Raw genomic sequence first — 15,566 nt, 5'->3', positions numbered from 1 at the left:
AAACGAAGTTCGAGCAAGCCTAGGGGGATTCGAAGGGCCTGTCCATGCGGGGTTTCTGAAGCACGCGACCGCCTGCGCGCACCAGCCAGCAGGCGAGGATGAACGGTGCGGTCAATGCCGGCAGGTGCAGGGCGGCGAAGCCTGGGGTGAGAAGGATCGCCAGCAGGATGCCGAGCAGCGGCAACCAGGGGTGGCGACGCACCTGGCTCAGGGCCAGCGCCGCCAATGCCGGGTTGTAGCTGTGCAGGCCGAGCAGGGCGCTGGCGGGTTCTTGCAGCCACAGCGCTATCAGCACGCCGGCGGTGGAGCCGACCAAGGCCCATACGGCGGCGCGGCGGTTGGCCAGCCACAGGCCCAGTGCAATCAAGGCACCGGCCACTGGCTGGTTCAGCAGCATGATTTGCGCCAGCCCGGTGAAGGGCGCGGTGAGCGCGGCCAGGGTGTCGGGTTCGCTCAGGCTAAAGGTGCTGTCAGGCACTGTGCCTATCAGCAACCAGCCGAGCAGGACAAACGGCGCGGTATAGGCCGGCAAGTCATCCGGCTGGCTGGCGTGCTTCAACCATTGCCGCGTGAGGATCGCACTCAAGCCGCCGCCCGCCAGGATCAGCGGCGGCAGCAATGCCGACCAGGCGAAGTGCTGGCTGATCAACAAGCCCAGCAGCACGCCGTTGTAGCTATACAACCCGGCCTGGCGCTCGGCCTTGGGATAGCCCCGGCGCTGGGCCGTGAGCAAGCCCGCGACGCCACCCAACAAGGCGCCGCCGAGCAAGGTCGGCGCGCCGATCAGGATCGCCAGCAGGCACAGCAGGCCGCACAGCGGCTGGCGTTGCAGGAAGATCTGGCTGAAGCCGTTGAGCAGCGCTTCGGCCCAGTCGGGGCAGGTGGGGTTGTGCATGGTGGTTAGTCAGTGAGACTGAGTTGCCCCCATCGCAGGCAAACCAGCTCCCACATTTGACTGTGTTCGCAGATCAAAATGTGGGAGCCGGGCTTGCCCGCGATGGGGCCCGAACAGGCGCTAGATCAATGTCTCTATACGCAAAGAGTTCGTCGACCCCGGCTGCCCAAACGGCACTCCGGCGGTAATCACCAACGTATCCCCACGCTCCGCCATCCCCTGTGCCTGGGCAATCTCCAGCGCGGTGGAACACACCTCATCCACCTGGCGCAGCCGATCATTGACCACCGAATGCACGCCCCAGGCCACGCTCAACCGCCGCGCCGTGGAGAGGTTGGGCGTGAGGTTGAGGATCGGCGCTACCGGCCGTTCCCGCGCCGCGCGCAGGCTGGAGCTGCCCGACTCGCTGTAGTTCACCAGCACCGCTACCGGCAGGATGCTGCTGATACGGCGGATCGCGCAGCTGATGGCGTCCGATACCGTGGCATCCGCCTTCGGTCGGCTGACATCCAGTTGCGCCTGGTAATCCGGGCCGTTTTCCACCTGGCGGATGATCTTGCTCATCATCTGCACGGCTTCCAGCGGGTATTCGCCGGAGGCGGTTTCCGCCGACAGCATCACCGCGTCCGCGCCTTCGGCCACGGCATTGGCGACATCGGTGACTTCGGCACGGGTTGGTGCAGGCGAGAAGCGCATCGACTCCAGCATCTGCGTCGCCACCACCACCGGTTTACCCAGTTGGCGGCAGGTGCTGATGATGTCCTTCTGGATCTGCGGCACGCTCTCGGCGGGCACTTCAACGCCCAGGTCGCCTCTTGCAACCATGATCGCGTCGCTCAGTTCGGCGATTTCCTGCAGGCGCTGCACGGCCGAGGGTTTCTCGATCTTGGCCATGAGGAACGCCTTGTCGCCGATCAGCTCGCGGGCTTCGCGAATGTCTTCCGGGCGCTGCACGAACGACAGCGCCACCCAGTCCACACCCAGTTCCAGGCCGAAGCTCAGGTCGCGCCGATCCTTGGCGGTCAGTGGGCTCAGTTCCAGCAGTGCTTGTGGGACGTTCACGCCTTTGCGGTCCGACAATTCGCCGCCATTCAGCACGGTGGTGTCGATGGCGTCGGCATGTTTGGTGATCACCCGCAGGCGCAATTTGCCGTCGTCCAGCAGCAGGTCCATGCCGGGCTCCAGCGCCGCGATGATTTCCGGGTGAGGCAGGTTGACCCGCCGCTGGTCGCCCGGTGTTTCGTCCAGGTCCAGGCGCAATGCCTGGCCGCGCACCAGTTGCACCTTGCCCTCGGCAAAGCGTCCGACGCGCAGTTTCGGCCCTTGCAGGTCCATGAGGATGCCCAGCGGATAATTCAGCTGGCGCTCGACCTGGCGAATCCATTGGTAGCGCTGGGCATGGTCGGCGTGGTCGCCGTGGCTGAAATTGAGCCGGAAGATGTTCACCCCGGCTTCCACCAGCTCGCGAATGTCGTCGATACCGTCGGTGGCGGGGCCCAGGGTGGCGAGGATTTTGACCTTCTTGTCAGGCGTCATGTTTGGCAGTCTCAAGGATCAGGATGGCGCGGAAGTCGTTGACGTTGGTGCGCGTGGGCTCGGTGATGATCAAACCGTCGAGGGCGGCGAAATAGCCGTAGCCGTTGTTGTTATCCAACTCATCGCTGGCCGACAGTCCGAGGGCTTCGGCGCGCGAATAGCTGCACGGCGTCATGATCGCGCCGGCGTTGTCTTCCGAGCCGTCGATACCGTCGGTGTCACCGGCCAGGGCGTACACGCCGGGCAGGCCCTTGAGGCTGTCGGTGAGGCTCAACAGGAATTCCGCATTGCGCCCGCCACGGCCATTGCCGCGCACGGTCACCGTGGTTTCGCCGCCGGAGAGGATTACGCACGGCGCCGCCAGCGGCTGGCCGTGCTGCACGATCTGTCGGGCGATGCCGGCGTGTACCTTGGCCACGTCCCGCGCTTCGCCTTCGAGGTCGCCGAGGATCAACGGGCTGAACCCGGCCTGGCGGACTTTTACCGCCACCGCTTCGAGGGATTGCTGGGGACGTGCGATCAGTTGGAAGTGGCTGCGGGCGAGCACCGGGTCGCCGGGCTTGACGGTTTCCGAGGCCGGGTTCTGCAACCAGCTGCGCACCGAGGCGGGGGCGTCGATGTGGTAGCGCTTGAGAATCGCCAGGGCTTGTTGCGAGGTGCTCGGGTCGCCGACCGTGGGGCCGGACGCGATCACCGTGGCTTGGTCGCCGGGCACATCGGAAATCGCGTAGGTATAGACCGTCGCGGGCCATGCCGCTTTCGCCAATCGGCCTCCCTTGATGGCCGAGAGGTGCTTGCGCACGCAATTCATCTCGCCGATGGTCGCGCCGGATTTGAGCAGGGCTTTGTTGATGGCCTGTTTGTCGGCCAGGGTGATGCCTTCGGCGGGCAGCGCCAGCAGCGCAGAGCCACCGCCGGACAACAGGAAGATTACGCGGTCGTCTTCCGTCAGGTTGCTGACCAGTGCCAGCACGCGCTGGGCCACGGCCAGGCCGGCAGCATCGGGTACTGGGTGAGCGGCTTCGACCACTTCGATTGTCTTGCACGGCGCGCCGTGGCCGTAGCGGGTGACGACCAGGCCGGTGACTTCGCCCTGCCAGCAGTTCTCCACGACCAGCGCCATGGCGGCGGCGGCTTTGCCGGCACCGATCACGATCACACGGCCGCTGCGGTCGGCGGGCAGGTAGGGTTCAAGGACTTGCCGGGGGTGGGCGGCGTCGATGGCTGTGGCAAACAGCTCGCGAAGCAGATGTTGCGGATCGACCGACATAAGCGGGCTCCCGGGGATTCTTGTTATTAGGGGTGAGACTTGGAATAGGGATTAAAGGTGGGAGCTGGCTTGCCTGCGATAGCAGTGTGTCAGGCAGCAAATCTCTAGCTGGAAGACCGCTATCGCAGGCAAGCCAGCTCCCACACTGGATTGCATTTCAAGTGAACACTTACTTATCGCGAATCGAGAAATTCGCCATATGTTCCAGGCCCTTGATCAGCGCCGAGTGGTCCCAATTGCCGCCGCCAATCGCCGTGCAGGTGCTGAACACCTGCTGCGTACCGGCGGTATTCGGCAGGTTGATCCCCAGTTCCTTGGCACCGGCCAACGCCAGGTTGAGGTCCTTCTGGTGCAGGTTGATGCGAAAGCCCGGGTCAAAAGTGCCCTTGATCATGCGCTCGCCATGCACTTCGAGGATTTTCGACGAAGCAAACCCACCCATCAGCGCTTCACGCACCTTGGCCGGGTCGGCGCCGTTCTTGGCGGCGAACAGCAGCGCTTCCGCCACCGCCTGGATGTTCAGCGCGACGATGATCTGGTTGGCGACCTTGGCGGTCTGGCCATCGCCATTGCCGCCCACCAACGTGATGTTCTTGCCCATGGCCTGGAACAGCGGCAGCGCGCGTTCGAAGGTCTGCGGCTCGCCACCGATCATGATGCTCAGGGTGCCGGCCTTGGCGCCGACTTCACCACCGGACACCGGTGCATCCAGGTACTGCGCGCCGGTCTCGTTGATCTTGGCGGCGAACGCCTTGGTGGCGGTGGGAGAGATCGAACTCATGTCGATCACCACCTTGTTCGGCGACAGGCCGGCGGCGACGCCGTCTTTGCGGAACAGTACGTCGTCGACCTGCGGGGTGTCCGGGACCATCACAATGATGAACTCGGCTTCCTGCGCCACTTGCTGCGGGTTGGCCAGGGCCACGGCGCCTGCGTCGATCAGCGCTTGCGGCGCCTTGCCATGGTGCTCGGAAAGGAACAGTTGGTGACCTGCTTTCTGCAGGTTCGCGGCCATGGGTTGGCCCATGATGCCAGTGCCGATGAATCCGATTTTAGCCATGAAAGAATCCTCTTTTATTAGATGGCGTTGTGGGTCTTCAACCAACCCAAACCCGCTTCGGTGGTGGTCAACGGCTTGTATTCACAGCCGACCCAACCCGTGTAGCCGATGCGGTCCAAATGTTCGAACAGGAAGCGGTAGTTGATCTCACCGGTACCCGGCTCGTTGCGCCCTGGGTTGTCCGCCAGCTGGATGTGGTTGATCTCACCCAGGTGCGCGGCCATGGTGCGGGCCAGGTCGCCTTCCATGATTTGCATGTGATAGATGTCGTACTGCAGGAACAGGTTGGCGCTGCCCACCTGTTCGCGAATCGACAGGGCTTGCGCCGTGTTGTTCAGGTAGAAGCCTGGGATGTCTCGGGTGTTGATCGCTTCCATCACCAGCTTGATGCCCACCGCTTGCAGTTTTTCAGCGGCGTACTTGAGGTTGGCGACGAAGGTTTTTTCCAGGGTTTCGTCGTCAACGCCTTGTGGCCGGATGCCCGCCAGGCAGTTGATCTGGGTATTGCCCAGCACCTGGGCGTAGGCGATGGCCAGCTTGACCCCGGCACGGAATTCTTCGACCCGGTCCGGGTGGCAGGCCAGGCCGCGTTCGCCCTTGGCCCAGTCACCGGCCGGCAGGTTGAACAGCACTTGGGTCAGGCCGTGGGCGTCGAGTTGCGCCTTGATTTCGGCAGAGCTGAATTCATAGGGGAACAGGTACTCGACACCTTCGAAGCCCGCATCGGCGGCCGCTTTGAAACGGGCAAGAAAGTCCTGTTCGGTAAACAGCATGGACAGGTTGGCGGCGAAACGCGGCATAAGGTTCTCCTTAATCGAGCAGGGAAATGGCAGTCGGCGCATCGTTGCCGACCAAGGCCAGATCTTCGAATTCGTTGACGGCGTTGATCTCGGTGCCCATGGAAATATTGGTCACGCGCTCCAGAATAATCTCAACGATTACCGGAACCTTGAATTCTTCGATCATTTCCTCGGCGCGGCGCAGGGCCGGCGCGATCTGGCTCGGCTCGAACACACGCAAGGCCTTGCAACCCAGGCCTTCGGCAACGGCCACGTGGTCCACGCCATAGCCATTGAGTTCCGGGGCGTTGAGGTTGTCGAAGGACAGCTGCACGCAGTAGTCCATTTCAAACCCGCGCTGAGCCTGGCGGATCAGGCCGAGGTAGGAGTTGTTCACCACCACGTGGATGTACGGCAGCTTGAACTGTGCGCCCACGGCCAGTTCTTCGATCATGAACTGGAAGTCGTAGTCGCCGGACAGCGCCACCACTTTGCGGCTCGGGTCAGCCTTGACCACGCCGAGGGCGGCGGGGATGGTCCAACCCAACGGGCCGGCCTGCCCGCAATTGATCCAGTGGCGTGGCTTATACACGTGCAGGAACTGCGCGCCAGCAATCTGCGACAGGCCGATGGTGCTGACGTAGCAGGTGTCTTTGCCGAACACCTGGTTCATTTCTTCATACACGCGCTGTGGCTTGACCGGCACGTTGTCGAAATGGGTCTTGCGGTGCAGGGTGGCTTTGCGTTGCTGGCAGTCATTGAGCCAGGCGCTGCGGTCCTTGAGCTTGCCGGCGGCTTTCCACTCGCGGGCCACTTCAATGAACATCGTCAGCGCGGAACCGGCGTCGGACACGATACCCAGGTCCGGGGTGAAGACGCGGCCAATCTGGGTCGGCTCGATGTCGACGTGAATGAACTTGCGGCCCTCGGTGTACACCTCGACCGAACCGGTGTGGCGGTTGGCCCAACGGTTACCGATGCCCAGCACCACGTCCGACTTGAGCATCGTCGCGTTGCCATAACGGTGGGACGTCTGCAGACCGACCATGCCGACCATCTGTGGGTGATCGTCCGCAATGGTGCCCCAGCCCATCAGGGTCGGGATCACCGGGATGCCGGTCAGTTCAGCGAATTCAACCAGCAGCTCGCTGGCGTCGGCATTGATTACGCCACCACCGCTGACCAGCAGTGGGCGCTCGGCCTGGTCCAGCAGCGCCAGGGCTTTTTCCACCTGCACGCGGGTTGCCAGCGGCTTGGCGAGGGGCAGGGGTTGGTAGGCGTCGATGTCGAATTCGATCTCGGCCATCTGCACGTCGAACGGCAGGTCGATCAACACCGGGCCTGGGCGGCCGGAGCGCATTTCATAGAAGGCTTTCTGGAACGCGTACGGCACTTGGCCAGGTTCCAGGACGGTGGTTGCCCACTTGGTCACCGGCTTGACGATGCTGGTGATGTCCACGGCCTGGAAGTCTTCCTTGTGCATCCGGGCGCGGGGCGCTTGACCGGTGATGCACAGGATCGGGATCGAGTCGGCCGACGCGCTGTACAGGCCGGTGACCATGTCAGTGCCTGCCGGGCCCGAGGTACCGATGCACACGCCGATATTGCCGGCCTTGGTGCGGGTGTAACCCTCGGCCATGTGGGAGGCGCCTTCAACGTGGCGAGCAAGGACGTGATCGATGCCACCCACTTTCTGCAAGGCCGAATACAGCGGGTTGATCGCGGCGCCTGGGATACCGAAGGCGGTGTCCACACCTTCGCGACGCATCACCAGGACGGCGGCTTCGATTGCTCTCATTTTGCTCATGATATTGGTGCCTCTTGCGTTTTGTAATTGTATACAAGTGGTGTCTGGACAAAGTGTATTCACGGCGAGCGGCGTAGGTCAATGCATTTTATAAACTGGCCTATGCGTTCGTCGGAACGGCTTTTTTCGACGTATGGAGCCTTTGTGCGAAAATATTGTATACAAAATTAAAAGTCATTGTGTTCTATTTGTTTGATCGAGCATCTGATCATTCAGACCTCCATCGCTTTCCCAATAACAAAAGAAGGACGGCACCATGAGCGCTTTAACCTTGAAACTCGCCACCCAACTGGCCAGCCAGGCCCTCAGTGCAGGGCGTACCATCTGCGCTGCACCGCTGACCATCGCCGTGCTCGACAGCGGCGGCCATTTGATCACCCTGCAACGCGAAGACGGCGCCAGCCTGCTGCGCCCGCAAATCGCCATCGGCAAGGCCTGGGGCGCAATTGCCCTTGGCAAGGGCTCGCGCCTGCTGGCACTGGACGCGCAGCAGCGACCGGCGTTTATCGCGGCGTTGAACAGTTTGGGGCAGGGCAGCGTGGTGCCTGCGCCGGGTGGGGTATTGATTCGAAATCAGGAAGGCGCGGTGCTGGGGGCGATCGGGATCAGCGGGGATACGTCGGACATTGATGAGCAGTGTGCGATCACGGCGATTGAGGAGATCGGGCTGTTGGCAGACGCCGGCGTATCAGCCTGACACCACCCTTTGTAGGAGCCGGCTTGCCGGCGATGGCGCTCGAAAGAGCGCCGCAGAATACGAAAGTCTCATCGCCGGCAAGCCGGCTCCTACCAAGGTCAGTCCGGCTCGCAGCCTTTGAGCACCAGCCGGATGATCGTCTGCGCCGCCGCCTCGTAATCCGCCTCATCCAGCTTGGCCTTCCCGGTCACTGCCGAGATCTGCCAGTCGAAATCCGCATAGGTCTGCGTCGCCGCCCAGATGCTGAACATCAAGTGATTGGGGTCAATCGGCGCAATCAGGCCGCGATCTACCCAGTCCTGGATGCAGGCGATGTTGTGCTTGGCCTGGGCGTTGAGCTGTTCGACTTGGTCGGCGCTGAGGTGCGGGGCGCCGTGCATGATTTCGCTGGCAAAGACCTTGGAGGCAAATGGCAGGTCGCGGGAGATACGGATTTTCGAGCGGATGTAGTTGCTCAGTACTTCCTTGGGCGCGCCGTCCGGGTTGAACGGCGTGGAAGCGGCCAGGATCGGCTCGATAATGCTCTCGAGCACCTCGCGGTAGAGGTTGTCCTTGGACTTGAAGTAGTAATAGACGTTGGGCTTGGGCAGCCCGGCCTTGGCGGCGATGTCGCTGGTTTTGGTCGCGGCGAAGCCCTTGTCGGCAAACTCCTCGCTGGCCGCCCGCAGGATCTTTTCTTTGTTGCGCTCGCGAATGGTGCTCATAAACCTGGAGTTTCCTTGCCAAGACTGGCGGTTGCGCATGGTAGCACCGGCCATCTGCGAGCCTCAACAATCTGCCCGCCGGGCCTTGCGCCGCGCTATGCTCGCGTCATCCCACTCTTACGGAAGCGCGATTCATGGCAGGAAGCAGCTTGTTGGTGTTGATCGACGATATCGCCGCAGTACTCGATGACGTTGCCCTGATGACAAAAATGGCGGCAAAGAAGACCGCTGGCGTCCTGGGTGATGACCTCGCCCTCAATGCCCAACAGGTTTCCGGCGTGCGTGCCGAGCGGGAAATTCCCGTGGTGTGGGCGGTGGCCAAGGGCTCCTTCGTCAACAAGCTGATCCTGGTGCCAGCGGCTTTATTGATCAGCGCGTTTGCACCGTGGGCGGTGACGCCGTTGTTGATGCTCGGCGGTGCCTACCTGTGTTTCGAAGGGTTCGAGAAGCTGGCGCATAAATTCCTGCACAGCAAAGATGAAGACCATGCGCAACATGTGCAGTTGGTCGAGGCCGTCTCGGACCCGGCAACCGACTTGGTAGCCTTCGAAAAGGATAAGATCAAAGGCGCCATCCGTACCGACTTCATCCTCTCCGCCGAAATCATCGCCATCACCCTCGGCACCGTGGCCGATGCGCCCTTGATGCAGCAGGTGATCGTGCTGTCCGGCATTGCCATCGTCATGACCGTGGGTGTCTACGGGCTGGTGGCCGGCATCGTCAAGCTGGATGACCTGGGTCTTTGGCTCACCCAGAAACCTGGCCAGGCGGCGCGCAGCATCGGTGGTGCCATCCTGCGTGCGGCGCCGTACATGATGAAGAGCCTGTCGGTAATCGGTACGGCGGCGATGTTCCTGGTGGGCGGCGGGATTCTCACCCACGGCGTGCCGGTGGTGCATCACTGGATCGAGACGGTCAGCCAGGGCGCAGGCGGGGTGGCGTGGTTGGTGCCGACGCTGCTGAATGGCGTGGCGGGGATCATTGCCGGGGCGGTGGTTTTGGCGGTGGTCAGCGGGGTGGGCAAGCTCTGGAAAACTGCTAAGGCTTGATCGCGCGACAATAAAAAAGGCCATTCAATCGAATGGCCTTTTTTGTGGGCGTTTACTCGGCAATCTGCAGCTTTCGCGATTCCGTATAGATGTAGCGCACCTTCTCGTACTCGAACGGCGAGTTCATCTGGCCATACCGGAAGCTGGTCTGATAACGCTTGTCCACTGCGCGCAATGCCCAGATTTCCGGGTGGTTGGAGCTGACTTCGGACACATTGAGGAAGTTGATCTGGGTTTCGGCACCGTAGTCGACGATCAGGCCGGTGGTGTCGCGCAGGTTCGATGGGCCGAAGATCGGCAGCACCACATACGCGCCGCCGGGTACGCCGTAGAAGCCCAGGGTCTGGCCAAAGTCTTCGCTCTGGCGCGGCAGGCCCATGGCGGTCGCCGGGTCCCACAGGCCGGCGATGCCGATAGTGGTGTTGACCAACAGGCGGCCGGTGGTTTCCAGGGAGCGATGCCCCTTGAGTTGCAGCAGGCTGTTCAACAGGTTGGGCACGTCGCCCAGGTTGTTGAAGAAGTTGCTCACGCCGGTGCGCAGGAAACTCGGGGTGACGTAGCGGTAGCCGTCGACCACCGGCAGGAACACCCATTGGTCGAAGCGGTAGTTGAAGTGGTACACGCGACGGTTCCACGACTCCAACGGGTCGTACACGTTGAGCGCGGTGAGCGATGAACGTTCGAACTCGCGCTGGTCCAGGCCGGGGTTGAACTTGAGTTTGGTCAGCGGTTCCTTGAAGCCATCGGAATCGACTTTGACTGGCTCGTGGGCCTTGCTGTTGTCGGCATTGGCCACGCCTGCGCACATCAGGGCGGCAAGCAGCAGAAGATATTTAGCCACGGAAGAACTCCAGCATAGCGTCGGCGTTGACGCGGTAATTGAGGTTGCCGCAATGGCCGCCCAGCGGGTAGACGGTCAAGCGATCGCCGAAGGTTTTACGCAGGAAGCCGAGGTCGCCAGGGCCGAGGATCACGTCGTCGGCGTTGTGCATGACGGCGATCTTCGGGTTGGTGTGCAGGTAGTCCTTGAGGGCATACAGGCTGACCTGGTCGATCAGTTGCAGCAGGCTGCCGCCGTCGGAACGGGCGCGCCACATTGGGATCACTTGTTCGGTGAGGTAGCAGTCGAAGTCGCACTGCAGTGCACGCTTGAGGAATGGCGTGAGGCTGGTGCCTTCGGTGATCGGGTACTTCGGCGGGATGATCAGTCCGCGGCGGTTGATCAGGTCCGAGGTAAAGGCGATGTCGGCTGCCGAGAAGCGGAACGAGGTGCCGATCAGCATGGCCATCTGTTCGTTGGTCAGGTGCTGCTTGGATTGCTGGAAGTCGTAGAGCAGGGCGTCGTTCAGGTCGATGTAGCCCTTTTGCTGGAAGTAGCGGGTCAGCTTGTTCAGCACCAGCTCATAGAAGGTGGTGGTGTTGTTGATGCCTTTCACCTCGGTCTGCACCAGCTTGTCGAGGTTGGTGATCGAGGTGTAGAGGTTGACCGGCGGGTTCAGCAACAAGACTTTCTTGAAGTTGAAACTGCGGCGCGTCTCGTCGAGCTTGCTGACGAACGCTGCATCCAGGGCACCGAGGCTGTAGCCGGTGAGGTAGAAGTCAGTCACTGGCAACGAAGCGTTCTGCGCGCGCACGGCTTGCATCACGCGGTACATGTCTTCGGCGTCTTCCTGGGTGATGCCCGGCGTGGCGAAGCGCGAGGCGGCACTGATGAAGTCGAAGCTGGTGGGCGACGACAGTTGCACCACGTGGTAGCCGGCCTGGTAATACAGCTTTTTCAGGTATTCGTTGATGCTGCTGTCGAAGCGCGCACCGGTGCCCGCGATCAGGAAGATCAGCGGCGCGGCGCGGTCCTGCTTGGCGATGCGGTAGGTGAGTTTCTTCACCGCCCAAAAGTTGTCCGGCAGGCTGAATTCGCGCTCGGGGCGCATGTTCAGGGTGTAGTCGGACTGATTGATCTCGTCATCGCTCGGCAATTTCGGCCGAAGGTCAGGCGGCGTGGTGGCGATGGTGGCTTCAAACGGGTTGGTCAAAGGGTAGCCATAGCTGGCTTGGTCAATGTCGACGGCCAGTGCTGACGCACTCAGAAAAAGGCTGCCCAGCAAGGCAGCACAGCGCAAGGAACGGAGCATGACTTAATCCCTAGGAGGAAACGTACTTAATGAAGTTCGCAGGCTATGACCGCCGTCCAGTCGCCGAAGTGCCATCACGCGGCACGAAATGTCGGAAAAAAACGTCGGAATCGGGGTAATAGTAGCCAGACGATACACTTTGCCACGCTTTGGTGAACACTAATTGTGTGTATGCGCCTTGCTAACGGCTGCCGGGGCATTAAGCTGAGCGCCGTTTTTGCCTATCGGAGTACCCCATGTCCCGTCGTTTGCCGCTGATTTTGCTGCTTATTGCACTGCCGCTGTGGCTGGCCGCCAGTTACGGTGCGCGCTATGGCTTTATGGAAGATGGCCAGTGGGTGGGCCTCTGCGCGGACGAGGCGAGCCGCTGGGAATGCCAGCTGCGTTCGAACCTAGGGTTGATGATCCACTTCAAGGTGCTTGGCTGGACGGCGTTGATCACGTCGGTGCTGGCGTTTTTCGTGCCGGGTCGGGGGGGGTGGGGGTTGGCGGTGCTGGGGATGGTGTTCGGGTTGCCGGCACTGGCGTTGTACAACACCACGTTTGCGGTGTTTGCCGTGGTGATTGCGGGGTTGCGGTTGGTCAGGAAGCCCCGCGGCGCCTGATAGGGCCTCTTCGCGAGCAAGCCCGCTCCCTCATTTGACCGAGTACATCCTTGGAATGCGGTCGAATGTGGGAGCGGGCTTGCTCGCGAAAGCGGTCTTAAGTCTTGCGTACCCGCAAGCAGCGCCACAAGGCTGCCGTCATGAGCAGGCTCACTACCGCCCAGCCCCAAGCCTGCTGGTTCAATAACCCCTCACGGTACAACTGCGGCGCAATGCCCGCACCGATGATAAAGGCCAGCAACGCAATCTCCCGACGCGGTCCCGTCACCGGACGTATCACGTATACCAGGGCCGGCAACACCAGCGCCGCGCTCGGAAAGCTGCGGTAGCGCGGGTCGAAGACCAATGCCAGCATCATTACCGCTCCGGCAAACCCGGCAATCGCCACCAGCCAGCCTGCGCGTTGCTCCAGCCAGTTGAACGCTCGCTCACGCCAACCTTCCTGTGCACTCAAGGCCAAGGCCGCATGGGCCAGCACCAGCAGGTTCAACACCAGCAGCAACCCAGCCCACACCCATTCATCATTGAAGCGCGCCGTCACGCGGGTCAGCTCGGCCCAGGTGCCAATGGAGCAGGCCGCAACGGCGCCCAACAACGGCAGGGCAAGCGCGGCACGCGCGCTGCGTACTCGACCACCCAATGCGAGGGTGCCCAGCAGGATAATCCCGCCGACGCCCAACCACAGCGGCCAGTACGGCACATTGGTCACCGGCCCGGCGAGGATGCCCTTGTCCTGGCGATCGGCATCAAACAGGCCCCAGTAACCACCCACGGCGCCTTCACTGGCACGCTTCCACGGCTGGTCAAAGGCTTCGATCAGGTTGTAACGCCAGCCATTGGCCTCGGCCATGGCCACGAAGCCGCGCATGAACTTGGCTTCATTAACCCGGCTCGGCACGGCCGTTTCGCGCTGGCGGCCTTCGCTTGGCCAGCCGGTTTCACCGATGAGTATGTCCTTGGGCGCAAACTTGTTGCCGAAGGTCTGGCGCACATCGCCCACGTGCTTGAGGGCCTGGTCGATGCCCGACGGGTCATCTTCCCAGTAAGGCAACAGGTGGATGGTCAGGAAATCCACCGCCGGGGCGATTTCCGGGTGCTGCAGCCAGAACTCCCACACATCCGCGTAGGTCACAGGCTGCTTGATCTGGCTCTTGACCGTCTGGATCAGCGCCACCAGCTGCTTGGCGGTCACTTCCTTGCGTAGCAATGCTTCGTTGCCGACGATCACCGAGGTTACGACATCCGGGTGGGCGTTGGCCGATGCGATCAATTCGTTGATTTCTTTTGCGGTCGCGACCGGATCACTGCTCACCCAGGCCCCGGCCATCACCTTCAGCCCGTGCTTGCGCGCCATGTCCGGCAAGGCTTCCAGGCCGGTCATAGAGTAAGTGCGAATGCACTCGAAGCGCGTGGCCAGCAGGGCGAGATCAGCGTCCATGCGCTCCGGACGCAGCGTGAATGGCTGGTCGAACGGCGATTGGTCTTTATCGAACGGTGTATAGGACGCGCACTGCATCTTGTGCGTGGCGCTGGCGACGTCGGGCAGCACCACAGGCCGGCCGAGGCCATACCAGTAAGCGAACAGGGCCAGCAGGCCGAGGATCAAGGCGAAGCAATAGGGCAGGGCAGGGAAGCGGGCAGTCGCGGGCATGGTCGGCTTATCTGGAAGAGCAAAGGCGCGCATCTTACCCGGATTTGGCCCGACTCAGTGGGGCTGCATAATTTTGACATGCAAAGTTCGGGCGGGATTTTGGCGTCAAGTCCTACAAAACATCCTACTGGCGATGTGATGTCGTTCCTTGCTTGTAGGATGTCGCTGACAGAGCAGGTCCAACACCCGAGCAGGTTGATGATCGAAGTGTCAGTACTCCGCTGACGGCGCACTACCGTGATCGATGCGCGTGAAGGGGGCGCGGTGCACCACATAACAACAGGTTGACGTCGCTCGGCATCCGCCGGGCGCAGCACTTTCGGGGAAGTACTATGAAGATGCGACGACTCTTGGGCGCAGCTGCCACTCTGGTAGTTGCGATGAGCTCCACACTGGCCAGCGCCGACAGCAAGACCCTGAGCATCGGCTATGTGGACGGCTGGTCCGACAGCGTGGCTACCACCCACGTGGCGGCAGAAGTGATCAAGGCCAAGCTCGGTTATGACGTGAAACTGCAAGCCGTCGCCACCGGGATCATGTGGCAGGGCGTTGCCACCGGCAAGCTCGACGCCATGCTCTCCGCCTGGCTGCCGGTCACCCACGGTGAGTACTGGGCCAAGAACAAGGACAAGGTGGTCGACTACGGCCCCAACTTCAAGGACGCGAAGATCGGCCTGATCGTACCGGAGTACGTCAAGGCCAAGTCCATCGAAGACCTCAAGACCGACACCACCTTCAAGAACAAGATCGTCGGCATCGACGCAGGTTCTGGCGTGATGCTCAAGACCGATGAAGCGATCAAGCAATACGGCCTCGATTACAAGCTGCAAGCCAGCTCGGGCGCGGCGATGATCGCCGAGCTGACCCGTGCCGAAGACAAACAGGAATCCATTGCGGTCACCGGTTGGGTGCCACACTGGATGTTCGCCAAGTGGAAACTGCGTTTCCTGGACGATCCAAAAGGGATTTATGGTGCTGCTGAAACCGTCAACAGCATCGGCAGCAAGGGCCTGGAGAAGAAAGCGCCGGAAGTCGCGGCCTTCTTGAAGAAATTCCAATGGGCCTCCAAGGATGAAATCGGAGAAGTCATGCTGGCGATTCAAGAAGGCGCCAAGCCTGATGCCGCCGCCAAGGATTGGGTCGCCAAGCACCCTGAGCGTGTCGCCGAGTGGACCGGTAAATAACACCCGAAGCGTCTAGACAGCACCTTGCAAGCCCGCCTGGCGTTTTCGTCAGGCGGGCTTTGTCGTTTTTGTGCCAAAGGCTGTCAATTCGATCAGTTCAAAACTGGCGACAACGCCTATGTCGTTCTAATACTAAGGTCGTCTGGAACCCTTTGTGCAGCCGCATACAGTGGATACGTTCCAATAATAAAAAAGCT

14 protein-coding genes are annotated in these 15,566 nt (G+C 61.6%); 4 read left to right on the top strand and 10 right to left on the bottom strand.

The features are described 5' to 3' along the window. Positions 1–19 precede the first annotated feature (19 nt). From ACP7C6_RS12850 to gcl, 6 genes are all read right to left on the bottom strand, one after another. On the bottom strand, positions 20–895 hold the full coding sequence (locus tag ACP7C6_RS12850; protein ID WP_028615698.1) for an urea transporter: 876 nt from the start codon (positions 893–895) through the stop codon (positions 20–22). Positions 896–1,015: 120 nt separating this feature from the next. Continuing rightward, positions 1,016–2,431: a pyruvate kinase gene (gene pyk / locus ACP7C6_RS12845; RefSeq protein WP_016979579.1), complete on the bottom strand. Its 1,416-nt coding sequence runs from the start codon at positions 2,429–2,431 to the stop codon at positions 1,016–1,018. Further along, the gene (locus ACP7C6_RS12840; protein ID WP_426108827.1) at positions 2,421–3,701 is read right to left on the bottom strand and encodes a glycerate kinase type-2 family protein; all 1,281 of its coding nucleotides are present in this window, start codon (positions 3,699–3,701) and stop codon (positions 2,421–2,423) included. Before ACP7C6_RS12840 ends, pyk begins: the two co-directional genes overlap by 11 nt. A gap of 169 nt (positions 3,702–3,870) precedes the next feature. Beyond that, on the bottom strand, positions 3,871–4,779 hold the full coding sequence (locus ACP7C6_RS12835; protein ID WP_323990650.1) for a 2-hydroxy-3-oxopropionate reductase: 909 nt from the start codon (positions 4,777–4,779) through the stop codon (positions 3,871–3,873). Then, positions 4,779–5,561 (bottom strand): hydroxypyruvate isomerase, encoded by a 783-nt coding sequence (gene hyi, locus ACP7C6_RS12830; protein ID WP_028615701.1) that lies wholly within the window; start codon positions 5,559–5,561, stop codon positions 4,779–4,781. Before hyi ends, ACP7C6_RS12835 begins: the two co-directional genes overlap by 1 nt. Positions 5,562–5,571: 10 nt before the next feature. Then, positions 5,572–7,347 (bottom strand): glyoxylate carboligase, encoded by a 1,776-nt coding sequence (gene gcl / locus ACP7C6_RS12825; protein ID WP_028615702.1) that lies wholly within the window; start codon positions 7,345–7,347, stop codon positions 5,572–5,574. 256 nt (positions 7,348–7,603) lie between these two features. Here gcl and ACP7C6_RS12820 point away from each other — a divergent pair, with 256 nt between their 5' ends. After that, positions 7,604–8,044, top strand: a complete 441-nt coding sequence (locus ACP7C6_RS12820; RefSeq protein ID WP_068935712.1) for a GlcG/HbpS family heme-binding protein — start codon at positions 7,604–7,606, stop codon at positions 8,042–8,044. 98 nt (positions 8,045–8,142) lie between these two features. On the opposite strand, the gene ACP7C6_RS12815 is transcribed toward ACP7C6_RS12820, so the two are convergent. After that, entirely contained in the window at positions 8,143–8,748 is a 606-nt protein-coding gene (locus ACP7C6_RS12815; RefSeq protein WP_068935710.1) for a TetR/AcrR family transcriptional regulator, read from the bottom strand. A gap of 134 nt (positions 8,749–8,882) precedes the next feature. Here ACP7C6_RS12815 and ACP7C6_RS12810 point away from each other — a divergent pair, with 134 nt between their 5' ends. Then, positions 8,883–9,797: a DUF808 domain-containing protein gene (locus tag ACP7C6_RS12810; protein ID WP_068935708.1), complete on the top strand. Its 915-nt coding sequence runs from the start codon at positions 8,883–8,885 to the stop codon at positions 9,795–9,797. A gap of 52 nt (positions 9,798–9,849) precedes the next feature. On the opposite strand, the gene ACP7C6_RS12805 is transcribed toward ACP7C6_RS12810, so the two are convergent. Both ACP7C6_RS12805 and ACP7C6_RS12800 read right to left on the bottom strand, forming a co-directional pair. Further along, complete coding sequence (locus ACP7C6_RS12805; RefSeq protein WP_122686737.1) at positions 9,850–10,638, bottom strand: MlaA family lipoprotein; 789 nt, start codon at positions 10,636–10,638, stop codon at positions 9,850–9,852. Next, positions 10,631–11,929, bottom strand: a complete 1,299-nt coding sequence (locus tag ACP7C6_RS12800) for a serine/threonine protein kinase (protein WP_028615708.1) — start codon at positions 11,927–11,929, stop codon at positions 10,631–10,633. Before ACP7C6_RS12800 ends, ACP7C6_RS12805 begins: the two co-directional genes overlap by 8 nt. Before the next feature lie 236 nt (positions 11,930–12,165). On the opposite strand from ACP7C6_RS12800, the gene ACP7C6_RS12795 reads away from it, so the two are divergent. Further along, the gene (locus ACP7C6_RS12795; protein WP_426108826.1) at positions 12,166–12,534 is read left to right on the top strand and encodes a hypothetical protein; all 369 of its coding nucleotides are present in this window, start codon (positions 12,166–12,168) and stop codon (positions 12,532–12,534) included. Between the two features lie 97 nt (positions 12,535–12,631). On the opposite strand, the gene ACP7C6_RS12790 is transcribed toward ACP7C6_RS12795, so the two are convergent. Continuing rightward, positions 12,632–14,185: a glycosyl hydrolase family 17 protein gene (locus ACP7C6_RS12790; RefSeq protein ID WP_426108824.1), complete on the bottom strand. Its 1,554-nt coding sequence runs from the start codon at positions 14,183–14,185 to the stop codon at positions 12,632–12,634. Positions 14,186–14,517: 332 nt separating this feature from the next. Here ACP7C6_RS12790 and ACP7C6_RS12785 point away from each other — a divergent pair, with 332 nt between their 5' ends. Further along, positions 14,518–15,369: a glycine betaine ABC transporter substrate-binding protein gene (locus ACP7C6_RS12785; protein ID WP_025857941.1), complete on the top strand. Its 852-nt coding sequence runs from the start codon at positions 14,518–14,520 to the stop codon at positions 15,367–15,369. Positions 15,370–15,566: the final 197 nt, after the last annotated feature.

Source organism: Pseudomonas sp. TWR1-1-4, assembly GCF_049897165.1.
Lineage (GTDB): Bacteria > Pseudomonadota > Gammaproteobacteria > Pseudomonadales > Pseudomonadaceae > Aquipseudomonas > Aquipseudomonas canadensis.
Note: the sequence above shows the minus strand (reverse complement) of the source record. Positions and strands in the feature narration are given on the sequence as shown.